This window comes from Flavobacterium gelatinilyticum (genome assembly GCF_027111295.1).
Lineage (GTDB): Bacteria > Bacteroidota > Bacteroidia > Flavobacteriales > Flavobacteriaceae > Flavobacterium > Flavobacterium gelatinilyticum.
In genome coordinates, this window is the sequence record NZ_CP114287.1 from 5,767,490 (window position 1) to 5,785,949 (window position 18,460).

The 18,460-nt window shown below is 38.1% G+C and carries 5 protein-coding genes and 2 pseudogenes; 3 read left to right on the forward strand and 4 right to left on the reverse strand.

Annotation, left to right across the window (positions count from 1 at the left end; all coding sequences use genetic code 11):
• Positions 1-115: 115 nt before the first annotated feature.
• The 4 genes from OZP11_RS24675 to OZP11_RS24690 form a co-directional block, all read right to left on the reverse strand.
• On the reverse strand, positions 116-547 hold the full coding sequence (locus tag OZP11_RS24675; protein ID WP_281233149.1) for a response regulator: 432 nt from the start codon (positions 545-547) through the stop codon (positions 116-118).
• Entirely contained in the window at positions 544-1,995 is a 1,452-nt protein-coding gene (locus tag OZP11_RS24680) for a sensor histidine kinase (protein ID WP_281233150.1), read from the reverse strand. Before OZP11_RS24680 ends, OZP11_RS24675 begins: the two co-directional genes overlap by 4 nt.
• Before the next feature lie 117 nt (positions 1,996-2,112).
• A complete protein-coding gene (locus OZP11_RS24685) occupies positions 2,113-2,490 on the reverse strand; it encodes a response regulator (RefSeq protein WP_281233151.1) in 378 nt (125 codons plus the stop codon).
• A gap of 122 nt (positions 2,491-2,612) precedes the next feature.
• Positions 2,613-2,762 (reverse strand): hypothetical protein, encoded by a 150-nt coding sequence (locus OZP11_RS24690; protein WP_281233152.1) that lies wholly within the window; start codon positions 2,760-2,762, stop codon positions 2,613-2,615.
• Positions 2,763-3,187: 425 nt separating this feature from the next.
• On the opposite strand from OZP11_RS24690, the pseudogene OZP11_RS24695 reads away from it, so the two are divergent.
• The 3 genes and pseudogenes from OZP11_RS24695 to OZP11_RS24700 all read left to right on the forward strand — a co-directional run.
• Positions 3,188-8,173: pseudogene (locus tag OZP11_RS24695) on the forward strand (leucine-rich repeat domain-containing protein); the annotation flags it as partial.
• 1,749 nt (positions 8,174-9,922) lie between these two features.
• Positions 9,923-10,162, forward strand: a pseudogene (locus OZP11_RS24955) (T9SS type A sorting domain-containing protein); the annotation flags it as partial.
• 9 nt (positions 10,163-10,171) lie between these two features.
• Entirely contained in the window at positions 10,172-18,460 is an 8,289-nt protein-coding gene (locus tag OZP11_RS24700; protein ID WP_281233154.1) for a T9SS type A sorting domain-containing protein, read from the forward strand.

Below are 18,460 nucleotides of genomic sequence, written 5' to 3' on the forward strand. Positions count from 1 at the left end.
ATTTTAGATTTTAGATTTTAGATTTCAGACTTTAGATTTCAGATTTTGGATTTTTTGATATTGCCATTGTCATTCATATTGATATTGATATTGAAATTTATATTGATATTGTCGTCTACCCATTTTCGTTTATCAATATTTTTCTAAGATGAAACTGTACAAAGGCATCCATCGAATCGGGTCTTTTGGTATTATCTGTATAATTTAAAGGTTTTATGATGTATCCTGAAATTCCGAGTGCTTCGGCAGTTACTCGGTCGTTGCTTTCAGACGAAGTTGTCATGATGAAAACTTTTAAATCCTTCAGCGCATCATCTGTTCTAATAATTTTCAGGAACTCAATTCCGTTCATTCTCGGCATATTAATGTCCAGGAGAATTACATCCGGAACAAGCGGATTTTCGGTATCACGAAGCATTTGCAGCGCTTCGAGTCCGTTGTAAGCTGTGTGAAGAACGTATTTGATTTCCAGTTTTTTAAGTGAACGTTCTACCGAAATCGTGTCCAGTTCATCATCTTCTATTAATAATATATTAGGTTTTCTCATACAGATTTTGTGTTTCTCCAGGTAAAAATAAATTCAGTTCCTTCACCCAGTTTTGATTGTACATGAATATCTTCTCCTTGTTCGTCTATGATTTTTTTAACAATGGCCAGTCCGATTCCTGTGCTTTCCATCTCATTTTTTTCGCGCAGCGTCTGGAAAATTTCAAATATTTTCTGGTGGTATTCCTTTGCAATTCCAATTCCGTGATCTTTTATAGAGAACTCATAAATGCTCATGAATTTTTCGCATTTTATTTCGATATGTCCGTTTTGCGGATTCGAATATTTCACTGCATTACTGATGAGGTTCGAGAAAACCTGTTCAAGTTTTAGGCGTTCTGTAAAAATTTCGGGCAGGTCATTGATTTCCAGTTTAAAATTTCGAGGTACAATAGACTGCGTAATTTCCTGAACAAGCAGGTTTGTATCTACCAGTTCCGGCGGCGTTTTGCGATTGATTCTTGCATAATCCAGAAGCCCGTTAATGAGCGCTTCCATACGCTGTGTGCGCTGCGGAATAATATTGAGATAATTTTTTAAAGCAGGAGAGAGCTCGCCTGATAAATCTTCCTCAATCCAGGTAATAACATTGTAAATACCCCGTAAAGGTGCTTTTAAATCGTGCGAAACCACATAGGCAAACTTGTTGAGTTCCTCGTTTTTCTTTTCGAGTTCCTGAATGTTTTTTTCAAGACGGCGTGACATGATATTCAATGAAGATGCCAAAGCGCTCAGTTCGTCATTTTTATAATCCTCTACAATAGTAAAACGACCTTTAGAAATTGTATCGGCCACGCGAACCATCGAATTAATTCGGTTGGTAATCATGATGACGATATAAGCCGTACTGCAGATTCCGACAAAAAAAGTCAGCGAAAGAAAGATCAGCGAATAGGTTCTGGTTTTGGTTAACGAATGCATCAGCATCTGGCTGTGATGTTTTCGGGTTTTATATTCAATGCGGTCAAAGCGTTTGAATTTTTCGGTAATCGAATCGTTGATGTTTTTACCCACATGTTTTTTGAGCTTATTATCCAGCAGGTTTTGATAAGCCTGCGGATTCTCTTTTCTTGCTGTAATAAGTTCTGATGTATATGCCAGCCATTCATTGTGTAAAGTACTAACCGAATCCAGAATAGCACCCTGGCGTTCGTTATTATCAGTAAGCAGATGCTGTTCTTTTAAAAATACGGGAACCTTTTCGAGTCCGCTGTAATACGCTTCCAGAAAAGTAGTGTCGTTGGTAAGGAGATAGCCGCGCACTGCACTCTGCATTTCAAGAATGGCTCTGTGGGTTTTATTTGAATTTCGAATTACGGCTTCTGAATTTGAAAGAAACTGAGAGTTAAGGTGCACTTTAAGCGACAGTCTGTAATTGGTATACGAGTCTGCAACAGAAAGCATAATGATTAGCGAAAATGCCAGTACTATTTGAGTTGATAATTTCATTTTCTTTTTGTTAAGAACACCAAAAAAGGCATTTGGATTTAACAATAAAAACAGCAAAAATTACCAAATGTTTTGATTTTAAGTGTTTTGTGTTTATGAAAAAAAAACGTTGTTTCATTATACAATATAATGGGTTAGAATCTTTTTCAATTCGTTGAAATCACTTGGTTTTGAGATATACTCATTGGCACCATAATTTCGGGCTTTCATTTTTATTTCTTCAAATTGTGAAGTAGAAAAAATGATAATAGGGATATTTTTGATTATTTCCTGTTTTTTAATTTCAATTAAAAATTCAAAACCTGACATGATAGGCATGTTCAGGTCCAGGAATATTACATCCGGATTAAGTTCTTTCTGAATCAGTTTATTGAGCGCTTCAACCGGATTCTGCATGGCCGTGTAATCGGCTTTGGAAATGGCCTGAAGGGCTTCCATAAAAAACTCGCAATCGTCAATGTCATCGTCAATCTGCAATATGTTTTTATAAGTCATTTATTTTCAAATTAGGTAAAAGTTGGTTTGCTTACGTTTTAAAAAAAGTTTTTTTATGCGTAAGAATTCGATTTAGAATGGCTGATAATGTAATGCCTCTTGAGGCAGTGATTTGTCAAAAATTAAGATCTGAATGACGTGTTTACTGCATAAAGAGAAGTATCTCTGCCGTCATTTGCATGGGCTTCTTTTCCGATTTTCGGAACATAATTCTCACTCAGAAGCGATATGAGAATGATGGTTATAAAGGTTAGTAAGTAATGGATTTTCATGTGATTTATGTTTTTTCTGGGTGAAATTTTTAATCCTGAAAAGTATAACTATGACTCAAAAATCATTTACATAATTTTTTCTATTTGCTGCATAATTCGCATGTAAGTATTGGTTTACTAAATAGGCATGAGAATTCATTTTAGAAACAAAGTAACAGCCTTGGAGCGTTTAAATTAAAATGAAGATCCAAATGCAGTTTTTTTGAAATTAGAATCAAGCTGAAATATCGGTTTTTTCCTGTTTATTTATAATGAATAAACGTACCTGTATACAGGTAATTTTTTAATGTAAATAATTGATATTTAATTAATTATGTTTTTGTGTAAATAAATTAACAGCAAATGATGGTGTGTTTTTCTTACTTTTACGCTGCTTTTTTAAAGGCGTTATTTTCCAAAATTATTAGTTACTAAAACAATTGTGTATGGATAAAAAACTACTTTGGGGACTGTTGTATTTCTTTAGCAGTCTTTCTCTTTTTGCCGCAACAAACAATTTGAATATTCCCGTTCCGGATTCTGAATATCAGGCGCTGGTAGATTTTTATAAAGCTACGGGTGAATCCAGCTGGACGAACAAATGGAATACGAAGGAGAACAACCTTCATGAAGTGGCATGGCATGGTGTTACGGTTACAGATGGACACGTAACAGCGATTGACCTTAACAGCACGAGCAATATTGTGGGTGCGATTCCGGCTTCTTTCGGGAATTTGAAATACCTGAAAACCCTTTCTATGTCGGGTTACAGTTATACAAAAGATTTCAGCACAACAGATCTGGGTGTGTTTTCAGAACTGGAAGCTTTAGAATCTCTGGATTTGCGCGATACCAAATTAAAAGGCGCAATTCCGGCATCCTGGGGTAAGCTTAAAAAGCTGAAAACGCTTAACTTAAGCAACAACGGGATAACTGGACTTCCGGCAGAATTTGGTCAGATGGAAAGTCTGGTTACTGTTAATTTATCCGAAAATCAAATTCCGGTTTTAATAAAAGAACTGGAGAATTTAACGGCTTTACGCTCTTTAAATTTGCAATACAACAAAGTAGGAACTATCGTGGGACTGCTGAACAGTCAGGTTTCGCTTAGTTTACATTATCAGGCACTTAATATTGAAAATCTGATCTACAAGGGAACCGATTTAAAAATCGAAAACCTGCCGAACATCGTAACCTACAACCGCGATAAAAATGATTTTTCGGCTAAGAGAAATTTTGTAGTATACCTGCGCGGGAGCCAGATTGGAGGCGATATTACGATGGCCGAAGATGGAAGCGTAACCATTCCTTCATCGACTCTGGCTTCTTTAAAAAACGGAGACGAATTGTATTTGTACCAGCAGTACGATTCACAATCGGGAAACATAATGTATTACAGCCGTATTTATTTTACGAATGTAAAAGTAAATCAGGCAGTTGTTTCAAATGTAGAATATCAGGCGCTTGTTGATTTTTACAATGCAATGGGAGGCAGTAACTGGAATAACAAATGGGACATCAACGAAAACAACCTTCATGAAGGTGCTTGGACGGGTTTAAGCATCGAAAACGGACATATTACGGGTTTAAATCTAAACAATACAACAAATGTTGCAGGATCGATTCCGGCGTCTTTCGGGAATTTGAAATACCTGAAAACATTGTCGTTATATGGCGGCAATTATTCGAAAAATCTAAGCACAACAGATTTAAATGTTTTGTCAGAATTACAATCGCTTGAAACTTTAGATTTAAGTTACAGCCGTGTTACCGGTGCAGTTCCGGCGTCATGGAGCAAACTGAAAAAACTGAAAACGCTTAATTTAAGCAACAACACCCTTACAGCTTTGCCGGATGAACTGGGCGAAATGGAAAGTCTGGTTACTATAGAAGCGAGATCGAACCAAATTAAAACTATTCCGGTTTCAATAGGAAATCTGGCGAATCTGGTTACTTTAAATTTAAGCGAAAATCAGATTGAAGTTTTGATAAAAGAACTGGAAAATGCCACGACTTTAAAAAGTTTGAATTTACAATATAACCGAATTGGAAATGTAGCCGGATTACTAAGCAGCCAGGTTAATATGCAGCTGCATTATCAGGATGTAAACGTAGAAGGTTTAATTTATACAGGCTCTGATGTGGTGGTGCAGACACTGCCTAATTTGTTTTATTACAACAGAACTAAAAATGATTTCTCGGCCAGAAGACAATATGCGGTTTATGTAAAGGGCAGCCAGACAGGAACCGATATTACGGCAGCGGCAGACGGGAGCGTTACGATTCCGGCAGCGTATTTATCATCGTTAAAAACCGGAGATCAGTTTTATCTGTATCAGCAGTACGACTCATCAACCGGAAGTAATTCGTATTACTCAAAAGTGTATTTTGTAAACATAAAAGTAGACCAGCCTCAGATTCCGGAAGCGGAATATCAGGCCTTGGTAGATTTTTATAATGCGATGAACGGTACAAAATGGAATAACCAATGGGATATTGCAGCAAATAATCTTCACGAAGGTGCGTGGTACGGAGTGAGTATCGAAAACGGACATATTACCGGGCTTAACGTAAGCAATAATTATAATGTTTCGGGAGCAATTCCGGCTTCGATTTCGGACTTAAAATTTCTTAAAACGCTTTCGATTTACGGAGGAAATTATTCTAAAGATCTAAGTACGACTGATCTGGCGGTTTTATCTGAACTGGAATCTCTTGAATCTCTGGATTTAGGCTACAGCAAAATCAAAGGCGATCTTCCGGCTTCGTGGAATAAACTAAAAAAACTTAAAAGCCTGTACTTAAGCAGTAATGCGCTTACGGCTTTACCTGCAGATATAGGAGCGATGGAAAGCCTGGTAACGGTTGAAGCCAATAATAACCAGATCAAATCTATTCCGGTTTCAATAGGAAATCTTACCAATCTGGTAACGCTGCAGTTAAGCGACAATCAAATTGGCGTTCTGGTTAAAGAACTTGAAAACTGTACGGCTTTAAAAACACTGCAGGTTTCCAGTAACAATATTGGCACTGTCGAAGCAATGCTGCCTGCGCAGGTAAGTATTAACCTGACGTATCAGAATATTACAATCGATAACTTCTTATATCAGGGTACCGATGTAAAAGTAGAAAACCTGCCAAATGTTCTTACGTATACAAGGCATTTGAATGATTTTTCGGCACGAAGAAAATTCAATTTGTATTTAAGAGGAAGTGAAGTAGTTTCGAATCTGCAGATGGCAGAAGACGGAAGCATCACAATTCCGGCAAAGAATCTTTCTTCTTTAAAAACAGGCGACGAATTGTATTTGTACCAGCAGTACGATGGATATTCAGGTAATTCATATTATTCAAGAGTTTATTTTACCAATATCAAAATTGACCAGCCCAAAATTCCAGATGAAGAATATCAGGCTTTAGTCGATTTTTACACGGTAATGAACGGAACAAAATGGAATAATAAATGGGATGTTTCGGTTAATAATCTACATGAAGGAGCATGGTACGGCGTAAGTATTGAAAACGGGCATATTACTGGACTAAACCTAAATAACAACAGCTCGGTTGCAGGAGCAATTCCGGCTTCTATAGGCGATTTAAAATACCTGAAAACGCTTTCACTTTATGGAGGAAGCTACAGTAAAGACCTTAGCACAACCGATTTGAATGTACTTTCTGAACTTGAATCTCTTGAATATTTAGATCTTGGTTATTCTAAAGTAAAAGGAGATATTCCGGAATCATGGGGCAGACTGAAAAAGCTGAAAACGGTTTCTTTATATTATAATGCACTGACTGCACTGCCGGAAGATCTTGGCGGTATGGTAAGTTTAGAAAGTCTGGATTTGTCGTATAACCAAATTAAAAGCATTCCGGTTTCTGTTGGAAACCTGACAGCTTTGGTAACTTTAAATCTGTCCAATAATCAGGTTGAAGTCCTTGTAAAAGAACTTGAAAACCTTACCGCTTTACGAACTTTAAACGTTACAGAAAACAAAATTTCAAATATTCAGGCCTTACTGCCTAGTCAGGTAAGTATAAATCTGACGTATCAGAAAATCAATGTCGAAAACTTTCTTTACGAAGGAACCGATGTAAAATTAAGCGGACTTCCAAATACGGTTTTATACAACAGATCTGCTAATGATTTCTCAGCTCAAAGACCTTTTAGACTTTACATACAGGGCAGTCAGATTGGAAGCAGTGTACGTGTTTCCGGCGATGGAACTTTGACCATTCCGGCGGATTATTTGTCAACTTTAAAAACCGGAGATGAATTGTATTTGTATCAGGAATACGATGGTTTTTCAGGTGAATCGTATTATTCCCGAGTGTATTTTACCAATGTAAAAGTAGACCAGCCAAAAATCCCGACCGAGGAATATCAGGCACTGGTTGATTTTTACAACGCAATGGGCGGTGCAAACTGGAATAACAAATGGAATACAGGCGAAAATAACCTGCACGAGGGCGCATGGTACGGTGTAAGTATCCAGAACGGGCATATTACAGGACTTAACCTTAATAATAACTCGTATGTTTCGGGAGCAATTCCGGCTTCTTTTGGTAATTTGAAATTTTTAAAAAATCTTTCCCTTTACGGAGGAAGTTATTCTAAAGATTTAAGCACAACCGATATAAATGTAATTGCAGGACTGGAATCTTTAGAAACCCTTGACTTGCGATATACCAGATTAAAAGGAAAAATAAGTTCGTCATGGAGCAAATTGCAGTCTTTAAAAACAGTGTATTTAGGCAATAATACAATCGAAGATGCAGATGAAGCACTGGCAAAACTACCTCTTTTAAAAACGGTTGATTTTGCAAGCCAGACCATTACAATTCCAACTATTGAGGTAGGAGCAAATGAACTGGTAATTGATCTTCCGGTTTTATCGACTTTCCTGTTTAATGCAAACGGAGGTGTCATCAACAACAAAAATCATTTTACTTTATTCATCAATGGCGTTAACAAAGCGTCTAACTACTCAAACAGCGAAGGAAAATTAATCTTCAAGGACATTGCGTTGTACGGAATCAAACTGAGCGATCAGATCAGAATTGTTCAGAATGACGGAGCGGCGCAGGGAACAACAATTAATTATACTCAGGTTGTTTTTGGAAAACCATTGACGGATGAAGAATTCGAAATCCTGAAGAAAATCTACGCCAGTACAAACGGTGCGCAATGGACTCAGAAATGGGATATTACAGAGAACAAACTTCACGAAGTAAGCTGGTATGGCGTTGGAACCAAAGAAGGACATGTAGTTTCGTTAAGCTTAGCAGGAAATAATTTGTCAGGAACACTTCCTGCCGAAATTGCAGGGCTGACTTATCTGGAAACTTTAAATCTTCAGTCGAATGCGGTTGAAGGAACAATTCCGGCTGATCTTTCAAAATTAACGAATCTGAAAACGCTGAATTTACAATCGAATAAATTCACAGGAACAATTCCGGCTTTATACGCAATTTCAGGTTTAAAGAAACTGTCGCTTGCAGGCAACTTGTTCAAAGGAACGATTCCTGGACATTTAAACGATTTTGATGCTGTCGAGCAGATTGATCTTTCGAACAACAGTTTTGATGCTTTAGAAAAACCGTTCACTTACGACTTAAACAAAGTATATGTAAACGTAAGAGGGCAGGTTATCGTAAAAGACGAGTACATTTATTTAAAAGGTGACGAAATCAATGTTGACATTCCGGCTATTGCTTCATACAACGATGCAGCGCAGGATTACAGTGGAAAATATCAGTTTGAATTACAAGCCAACAATTTCAAAATATCAGAAGCGGCGGCGGTAGATAATGCACTGACTTTCCCAAATATTGCCATTGCGAATATTCCGGCGGGAGCCAAAATTACAATCTGGCAGAAAAACGGAACATCGCAGGGAACGTATTTACAATTTAAAGGAATTGCCGATGGTTCTGAGACTCCGTTGATCGCAGCCGAATACGATGCGTTAGTTGCCTTTTTCCAAAGTACAGGCGGAACAGGATGGAAAGAACCTTGGGATGTTTCGGCTAATAATCTGCATGAAAAAAAATGGAAAGGAGTTACCACAAATGACGGTCACGTAGTATCGATCAATCTTCCCGATAATAACCTGACAGGAAACATCAGTGCAGAATTAGGAAAGTTTACCGAATTACAAAACCTGAATTTAACCCGCAACAAATTATCAGGAACAATTCCGGAAAGTGTTTCAAAAATTACGAAACTAAAAACGGTTGATCTTTCAGAAAATGAATTAACCGGAATCGATGCGGTCTTTGCTGTAACGGTAAATTTCAAAATCGACCGTCAGAAAATCAATTTAGGCGAACTGCCGCTTACGCTGGATGCTGTATTGAAAGACCAGAAACTAAACCGTTACGATCACACCAATTCATTGTTCAGCACTTCGCAGTCGTACAACATGACGCTGAAAGATAATTTTCAGGTGGTTACGGTTCCAAATGACGGAATTAAACTAACGAGTATTTTACGCGAATGGAATGTACCGAATAATCAGACTTTAGAATTAAGACAAATTGCCGGTGCAGCCCGAAACAGTATTTTAACCTACACGGTTACGTACAGAGAAGGCGATTCTAACCTGGATGGAATTGTAAACATTCTGGATATTCAGTCTTCACTGAATTATATGTTAGGACAAAAACCGAACTTTTTCAACTTTGGTGCGGCAAATATCAACCAAGACCAAAACCTGAATGTACTGGATATTATTGCTTTAATTAATAAAATTCAGGCTGGAAACATCGAAAGACCGGCAAGTACAAAACGTCAGGCAGCAGGAAACGAAGATGTGGTTTTAAGTATTGAAGATGGTATTTTGTACATCGACAATCAGTCAGAAGAAACAGCGGCATTTGATATTCGTTTAAAAGACGGAAACAAAAATGAAATCAGGGAAATGTTATCCGACAAACGATTCAGTGTTTCAGTTGGAGAACATGAAGGCGAGATCAGTATCGCAGGATTTTCAATGGATAAGACATTAAGCGGAAAACAAGCTATTGCAAAATTGCCTGCTGCAACTACTATTATTTCGGCTTTAATTTCAGACCCGAATGCGCAGGAAATGAGTTTCAGAATTACACAAAAATCTTTAGGAATGGATGACATTGAGGCTGAAGCCAAAGTCAAAGCGCTTTTCAATTTCCCGAATCCGTTTACAGATACTACTGTAATTAAATATCAAATACCGGAAAATGCCGAAAAAGCAGTGTTGAAAGTAATCGATATGCAGGGAAGAACTGTAAAAGTGCAGTCTAACCTTGAAGCAGCTGCAGGAAGTCATGAACTTTCGTTCCATCGCGGCGGACTTTCATCGGGCGTATATTTCTACACAATCGAAGTGCAGACTTCGGGAAATCCGGTGATTTTTAAAGGAAAAATGTTAATACAATAAACTGATTATATGAGACCCAACAAATTTAAAACAACCAAAATACAGTCTTTTCTGGTCTTTATATTCCTGTTTTTAGGAACATGTATATACGCACAGAATAGTTTAAAAGTATTAGACGCATCAGCCGGACCGGGCGAGAAATCGGTTTTGCAGATTGACCTGACTAATACCGATGAGGTAGTAGGTGCCGAGTTTACACTTACCGTACCGCAGGGATTGCTGGTAAGTGAAAAAGAAAGCAAAATCATAGAAAGCCGAAAAGGTGATCATGCAGTGTATGTAAACATCGAAAAGAATAATCCGAGAAATTATCACTTTATTATTCTTTCGCTTTCCAGCACGCCTTTTAAAGCAAAAAGCGGGACTTTATTAGAAATCCCGATTGAAATTCCTCTAAATTATGCTTCAGGACAAACACACAATTTAGATTTGTCTGGCGTAGTACTGAGTTCTAAAAATGCAACTGACATTGGTTCGAATCACGTAAACGGAAAACTGACCATTGCAGCGGCACAATTTCCGGATTTAACCGTTTCGGGCATTACTTCGGCAGAAACCAAAATTTCTCCGGAAGGAAAAATAAATGTATCATGGAAAATTGATAACATTGGTGAGCGAATTGCTTCAGGAGGCTGGATAGAACAAATTAGTATTGTATCTGAACAAACCGGAATCGAATACAATCTGGGAACCGTTTCGTACGATCAGGATTTAGAAAAAAAACAGTCAGTCAGCAGGAGTGCAGCCTTTACACTTCCAAAGGTTTTAGGAATTGAAGGCAATGTGAAAATCAAAATAAATGTTGTCGCTAACACCGCTGTAAAAGAACCGGAAGAGTTAAAAGCGAATAATAAGGTAACGGCTGTAAGTACAGTTGTATTAGAAAAACGCTTGTATCTGGTTTTTGATAAAAAAATAATCGATGAAAATTCTACAGAAGTAATCCGAGCAGCATTAACACAAAGCGGAGACAGAAGTGCCGATAAAACATTTGCCCTTACAGCATCTCAAACAGGACAATTACAGTTTGATGCGAGTGTAAAAATTTTGAAAGATCAGTCGGCAGTTGTTTTTTACATCAAACCAATCGATAATACCGTTACAGATGGAAACAGAACTGTAAAAGTTTCGGTTTCAGGAAACGATTATCCGGCAGTTGGAGAAGATATCGAAATTATCGACAACGAATTTTCGGTGATCACTTTAACGCCTTCAAAAAACAGTGCGACCGACGGAGAGACTGTTACGGTTACGCTAACAGTTGATCTCGCGAAAACCAAAGAAACAAAATTTGCGATTACAGCAGACCAAAGTTCACGATGGACAGTACCTGCAGAAATTACGCTTCCGGCAGGAAGCAAAACCGCTTCGTTTACCGTTACCGTGAAAAACAATAAAGTTCCTGAACCTGCGGTATTTGGAAAAATTACCGCAAGAGCAGAAGGTTTTGTGGCCGGCAATACCGAAGTAACTTTAAAAAGTTCGAACATCCCGGCTTTTGAATTAGAAATAAGCCCCGAAACTATTTCCAAAGGAGACGGGGGTTATGCCACGTATGCTACGATTAAAAGACTGGATAAGTCGGATATAAGCACCAGCATTCGTTTAAAACCAAGTATTGCCAATGCGTTGATTCTGCCGGAAACGATTGATTTTCCTGCCAATGTAAATCAGAAGAAATTCAACATTGGAGCCGTAAACAACGGAATCGTTGACGGAACCAAAACCGTAAACGTAGCAGCCGAAGTGTATATTTCGTCCTGCAATTGTACGGTTCCTGCCGGAACTGCCGGAGCTGTTGTAAGCAAAAGCATTACGATATTAGACAGCAACGGTCCCGCTTTAACGGTAAAATCGAATCCTTCGACGGTAAAAGCAGGTGTAGAAAAAGCGGCTAAAATCACTATCGCCAGAAATACGGTCGATACCAGTGCCGAAATTGCAGTAAAATTATCATCAGATTCACCAACTATTGTTTCGATTCCGGCTTCGGTAACCATTCCGGCTGGAAAAGAAAGCGTTGATGTAGAAATTAATACGATTATCGATGTCAATAAAACAGGTGATCAAACCGTTCGTATTCAGGCAGAAGCCAGCGGTTTCAGCTCTGGTTTTGCGTGGATTTTAGTAACCGATCAAAACAAACCGGACGCTTTGGTTGAAGCTGTAAAAACAGTGGCAGAGGCTGATGGTGAAGCTTCGGTAGAAATAACTACTTCGATCACCAACCAGGGATTTGCTGTTTTACCAAAAGGCGCTAAAATCGAATATTTTTTATCAAAAGATAAATCGACTAAAAATGCGGTTCTGATTACGTCTCTGCAAATCGATAAAGACATTGAATCAGGAAAGAAATTGGATTTCATCAAAACAATCAAATTACCACAACAGGCTGGTGATTATTTCTTAGCTGTTTCAGTAAATTCAGACCAGAAAGTAAACGAATTGTCGTATACCAATAACGAAGGTTATACAGCAATTAAGCTGTTTTCAGGCTATTCAGCGACAGCTTCGGTATCAAAATCGGTTTACAAATCAGGTGAATTAGTTGCGATTACAGGATCGGCTAAGCTGACAAACAATTCTCCTGCAGCAAATAAAGAAGTAGAAATTACGATTGCCAATGAAGGGTTTGTTCGTTCGTACAAAGTAAAAACAAACGCTGCCGGAAACTTCGCGTATGATTTCGAACCTCTGCAGGCAGAAAGCGGTCATTATACCGTAAGTGCAGGTTATCCGGGAACTAAAAACGCCGTACAGGCTGAATTTGATATTGTTGGTTTTGAATGGACCAACAAACCATCCGATTACCTAAAATGGGAAGTTGTAACCAAAGTGCCGTACAAAGGTGAATTCAAATTAAAAAACAACAGCAAAACGCCTTTAACAAACGTAAAAATTGAATTGCCAGCCAATGCCGGATTTACAATTCAGAACGATGCGTTAACATTAGCAGCAGGGCAGGAAGCGGTTTTAAGCTATACAATTCTGGCAGATACGCCATCGGCAGAACAGAAATACTATGAAATCAATTTTAATGTGGTTTCAAATGAAGGAGCAAAACTGCCAATTTTAGCGTATTACCATGCCAAAGCACAGACGCCTAAATTACAGGCCAATCCAGTAAGCATTAATACCACAATGATCAAAGGAACTTCTCGTTTCTACGAATTGGCTATTACCAACACAGGAGCTGTAGAAGCAGAAAAAGTAAAAGTAGATGTTCCAAATCTGGAATGGATGAAACTGAAAAGTGCCGCCGTAATCGATAAAATTGCTGCGAACGAAACGGTAAAAATCATCTTAGAGTTAATACCGACAGATAAACAGCAGCTTCATGCACCGCTGACAGGAAACTTAGCTTTAAATCCGGCTAACGGAGGCGGGGTAAGCGTACCTTTTAAAATCGAAACCGTTTCAGAGTCAACAGGTTCTTTATTAGTAGACGTTGTCGACGAATATACCTATAATACACAAAGTGCACCGCACGTAAAAGGTGCCAAAGTTACCGTGCGTCACCCGTTCTCTGGAGCTGTGGTGGCAGAAGGTGTTACCGATGAAAACGGATTATTCAACACCGCTCAGATTCCGGAAGGATATTACACCTTAACAGTTTCAGCAGACAAACACGCAAATTACCAGAATAATATTTTAGTTGATCCGGGCAAAGTAACAACGCAGAAAGTATTTATTTCCTATCAGGCTGTAAGTTACGAATGGGTAGTAAAACCAACTGAAATTGAAGACCAGTACCAGTCGGATTTAGTGGTTAAGTTTGAAACCAACGTACCAAAACCGGTAATTGTTATTGACATTGATAATCCTGTCTTAGATTTAAATGCGGGAGAAAGCAGAATGAGTTATGCAACCGTTACCAATCATGGTTTAATTGCGTTATCTAACGTGTCATTTAATGTTGACAGCCAGGGAGATTATAAGTTCAAACTTATGATTGAAAAGATGGATGTATTAAATGCAAAATCGACGATAATTGTTCCAATTCTGATTACCAGAACGGCTTCGACTGAAAAAAGTACGGCAGCAGGTCAAAACTGCAGCTATAATTTAATTACACAAGGAACTTATGTGTGCGAAACAGAACAAAATATGGCCGCATTCCAGCCTTATTTTGTACTGACTTGTTCAACTCCAACTGCACCTGTTGTTGGAGGTGCGCCTAATTTTAATGGAGGCGGTTTTGGACCATTAATTCCTATAGGTCTTGCTATTGGAAATATTGTTACTGAGCTGCCTACGATTTGCACTAATCCTTGTATAACTTCTACTATTAGTGCAGCAATGGGCTGTTCAAAAATTGTTCCTTTGACTCTTGCTTCTTGTCTTCTTTCACTTGCTACTGTGGATAATGACATAATAAATATAACTCTGGCACTTGGCGGTTGTATTCCTTTTGGTGATGCAGGTTGTTATTTTGGACTTGCATCGATGGTGAAAACCTGTGCGGAACAATTGATTAATGGAAAAAGTACTAAAAACAGTTTCTTGCAATCTAAATATGAAGATTTTCAGGCAATGGCAGATGCTGAAACGGCTCTAACTAATAGAATAAAAGCATATTTAGGCAATGACAAGTTATTAGCAAGTCCTAATTTTCAAAATTTCATGAAAGAGGCTGCTTCGAGTCTGGATACTGAAAAACCATTTTCTGCGGCAGACATTGCACGAATTAAAGCCGCGCTTTCCGGTACAGATATTACCAGTCAGGAAATTGATAATTTCTGCAGCAGATGGAATACTACTTTAGAAGCGTGGAATAAAAACATAAAAGCGCCTAATAGTGAATATCCAAATATCATTAATAAAAATGATATTGAGGAATATGACAGAATAAGAAAATCATTAGTTGAACTGACTTCAAAAAGAGGTTTTATCTCTGCAGCAGAATTGTACGAGAATGATCTAAAGGAAATGGAGGAATACGGTAAAGAACTGGCCTCTCGATCATCTGTTTGTGCCAGTGTTACGGTTAAGTTCTCTCAAAAAGTAACCATGACCAGAGAAGCTTTCGAAGGAACTTTAACACTAAACAACGGAAGTGATGCTAATTCAATCAAAGATTTAAATTTAGATTTACTGATTAAAGATGAAGCAGGAAACGATATGACGCATTTGTTCCAGATCAACAAAGATGCTTTCCTTAGCGGAACAGGAATTGTAGGTCCAAACAGCAGTGAGTCAGGAACTGTAATTTTTATCCCGACAAAAGATGCAGCACCAACTGTGCCTAAATCATACGCTTTTGGAGGAACGTTATCGTATCTGGATCCAAATACAGGCGAAAGAGTTACGGTACAATTGTTTCCGGTAACCTTAGAAGTAAATCCAAGTCCGGATTTAGTAATGCATTATTTCATGCAGCGTGATATTTTAGGAGATGATCCGCTGACGGATAAAGTAGAGCCAATGGTTCCGGCAGAAATGGCATTGTTAATTAAAAATGAAGGATACGGAATTGCCAAAAATGTTCAGGTAGAATCAGTACAGCCTGAAATTATCGAAAACAAAAAAGGACTTTTAATCGATTTTGAAATCGTAGGAAGCAATTTCAACAACGAACCAAAACAATTGGGATTGCTAAACGTTGATTTCGGAAGTATTGAACCGCAGAAATCGGCTTTAGGGCAATGGTGGTTTACCAGTACCTTGTTAGGTCACTTTGTAGAATACGATCTTAAAATTAAACATTTAAGCAGTTACGGAAACAAAAACCTGAGCCTGATTAAAGCTTCATACGTTCACGAATTAATTAAAAGCGTAAAAGTGTACGGAGAGGGTCAGGATAATATTAATGATTTCCTTGTAAATGATATTGCAGATGCCAATGATACGCCGGATGCGATTTATTTATCTAATGGCGAAAACGAAGAAGTGTATAAAGTAAATACAGGAACAGTTTCGAATGTAATCTCTCCATCTCAGTTAACCACAACGTTAACGATGGATTCGTCGAAAACAGGCTGGAATTACGGAAATATGGCCGATCCGGGATCAGATAAATACAAGCTGGAAAGGGTAGTAAGAATCAGTGATAATCTCGAACTTCCAATCGAAAACTTCTGGCAGACGTTTGTGACCTTAAAAGATGGTCTTGAGCCGAAATACGAAAACAAACTTCATTTCCTTGATAAAATTTCAGGATTAGAAAAGTATACTTTGTATTACACGCCAATTAATACAAATGTGCCAAAAGTGGAATCGTTTGGAGAAGTTCCTGCCAAAACCACCAAAGCGGTAGAATCGGTTCAGGTAAACTTTAACAAAGCCATCAACCCGAACACTTTTACAGCACAAAACGTTACACTGATTCATCAGGGGAAAAACATTCCGTTTGACGACAGTTTAATTGGTAAAGTAAACGATTCGACTTATGTACTGAATATAAAAACGCTGTCAATCGCTTCTGGTTATTATGAATTAACGGTGCAGTGTGCCGGAATAAAAGATCTTGAAGACAATGAAGGTGTTGAAGGAAAAAGCATTTCGTGGATTCAGATTATAAACGAACTGGGAATTGTTCAGTTTAAGAAAGATCAGGTAGAAGCACAACCGGTAAACAGCGTTGAAATTACCTTCAACAAATTTGTAAAACCGGTTCAGTTTACCAAAGAAAAACTGACCTTAAACGGACAGCCGATTGATAATGTTTCTATTGTAACCGAAGATAATCTGAAATATACCATTGTAGGATTAAGCGAATACAACAAAGAAAGCGGCGAATACGAACTTGCAGTTGATCTTCCGTCCATAAAAGCAGAAGACAATACAACGGGACTTATTGTACAGGAAATTAAATGGAAAGTAGATATTATAATTCCCGAAGTTGATGTCTTTACGCCTCAGTATCAGGGAGCCCTTCACAGTCAGAATGTAACCGATGTTCGCATTACGCTGAACAAACCAATTGATACTTTTGATAAAAACTGGATTACACTTTACAAAGGAAGTGTGAACCTTAATGCGGATCTGAATGTCGTAAAACAAGACGATTTACATTATTTAGTAACTGGTTTAGGCGGGTATACACAGGAAGAAGGAGGTTACAAAATAGTAGTAGACCAGACCAGCTTTAAAGATTTGGCAGGAAACTTAGGAACCGGAACGTCAAGCACAATGTGGGAAGTGAAGTTAGGAAAACCTGCATCACCAGTTAATATGCGTATTACACCTGACAGAGGAGCCTCGCAGACGGATAATATCACATCCGGAACCGATTTATCAATTGCACTTAAAACATCGGCAGACAAACAAACTGTTGAATTGTATGCTGTAACTCCGGCCGGAAGAACATTGGTAAGCACACAAAATGTTGCTGTGGCAAAAGAAATCGTATTTCCAATAAGCGGCTACAGCGGTAAGATTATTTTTGAAGCGGTAGTGTATGACGAATTTGGTAATGCAGGCGATGCTGTAAATGTTGAAACCTATATTGATGCGGTTGATCTTAATTGTACCATTGTACCATTAAGCCTTAACAACGATTGTTCTGAAACCGATGCTTTAAAAGTGCAGTTTGCCGATGAAATTCTGGCTTTGGCATTTACAAAAGAGAATTTGATTATCAAATCGGGAGGTATTGCAGTTTCAAATGAAAACCTGACGCTGACTAAGATTTCGGATAAAGAATTTGAAATCAAAGGTCTTGATAAGTTTACTGGAAGTCATTCAATTGGAATTGATTTATCGAAACTAAACAAAAAATCAAGCGGATTACAAGGTAAAGGAATAGTATCAACAGTTTTTGAGGCTTTTGAAAACAATACGGCCCAAATAACAGGAGATATTCTTATTACCGATTCTAATGCGACTGTTACCTATACCGCTGATGAATTTATGAGCAAATACATCTGGAATGTTACCGGAGGTGAAATTGTAGAACAGATCAGCAATACTGTTACGATTAAATGGACCGAAAAAGGAACGCAGACCATATCGCTTTTCTATACCACTCCGGCTTTATGCAGCAAAGATGCCTATCTGGAAGTAAAAGTAGATGCCAGTTTATCTGTAGGCGAAAATCCGGAAATAGGACCGAAAGGTTTAGTACTGGCTCCGGTTCCAAACAACGGAACGTTTACAGTTCTTTTATCAGGAGATGACGGAATTTTTGAACTCAGTATTTACGATGTAAACGGAAAACAAGTGTACAGAGAAAACAAACTGGACATAACAGACGGTTTAGCAAAAGAAATCCAAACCGGAATTCAGTCATCCGGTATGTACTTCTTAGTACTGCAAAAACCGGGTAAGGTTTATAAATCTAAATTCTTAGTGAAATAA

Coding starts and splice junctions, on each gene's coding strand:
- OZP11_RS24690 (WP_281233152.1), bottom strand. CDS start 2,762: ATGAAAATCCATTACTTACTAACCTTTATAACCATCATTCTCATATCG.
- OZP11_RS24675 (WP_281233149.1), bottom strand. CDS start 547: ATGAGAAAACCTAATATATTATTAATAGAAGATGATGAACTGGACACG.
- OZP11_RS24680 (WP_281233150.1), bottom strand. CDS start 1,995: ATGAAATTATCAACTCAAATAGTACTGGCATTTTCGCTAATCATTATG.
- OZP11_RS24700 (WP_281233154.1), top strand. CDS start 10,172: ATGAGACCCAACAAATTTAAAACAACCAAAATACAGTCTTTTCTGGTC.
- OZP11_RS24685 (WP_281233151.1), bottom strand. CDS start 2,490: ATGACTTATAAAAACATATTGCAGATTGACGATGACATTGACGATTGC.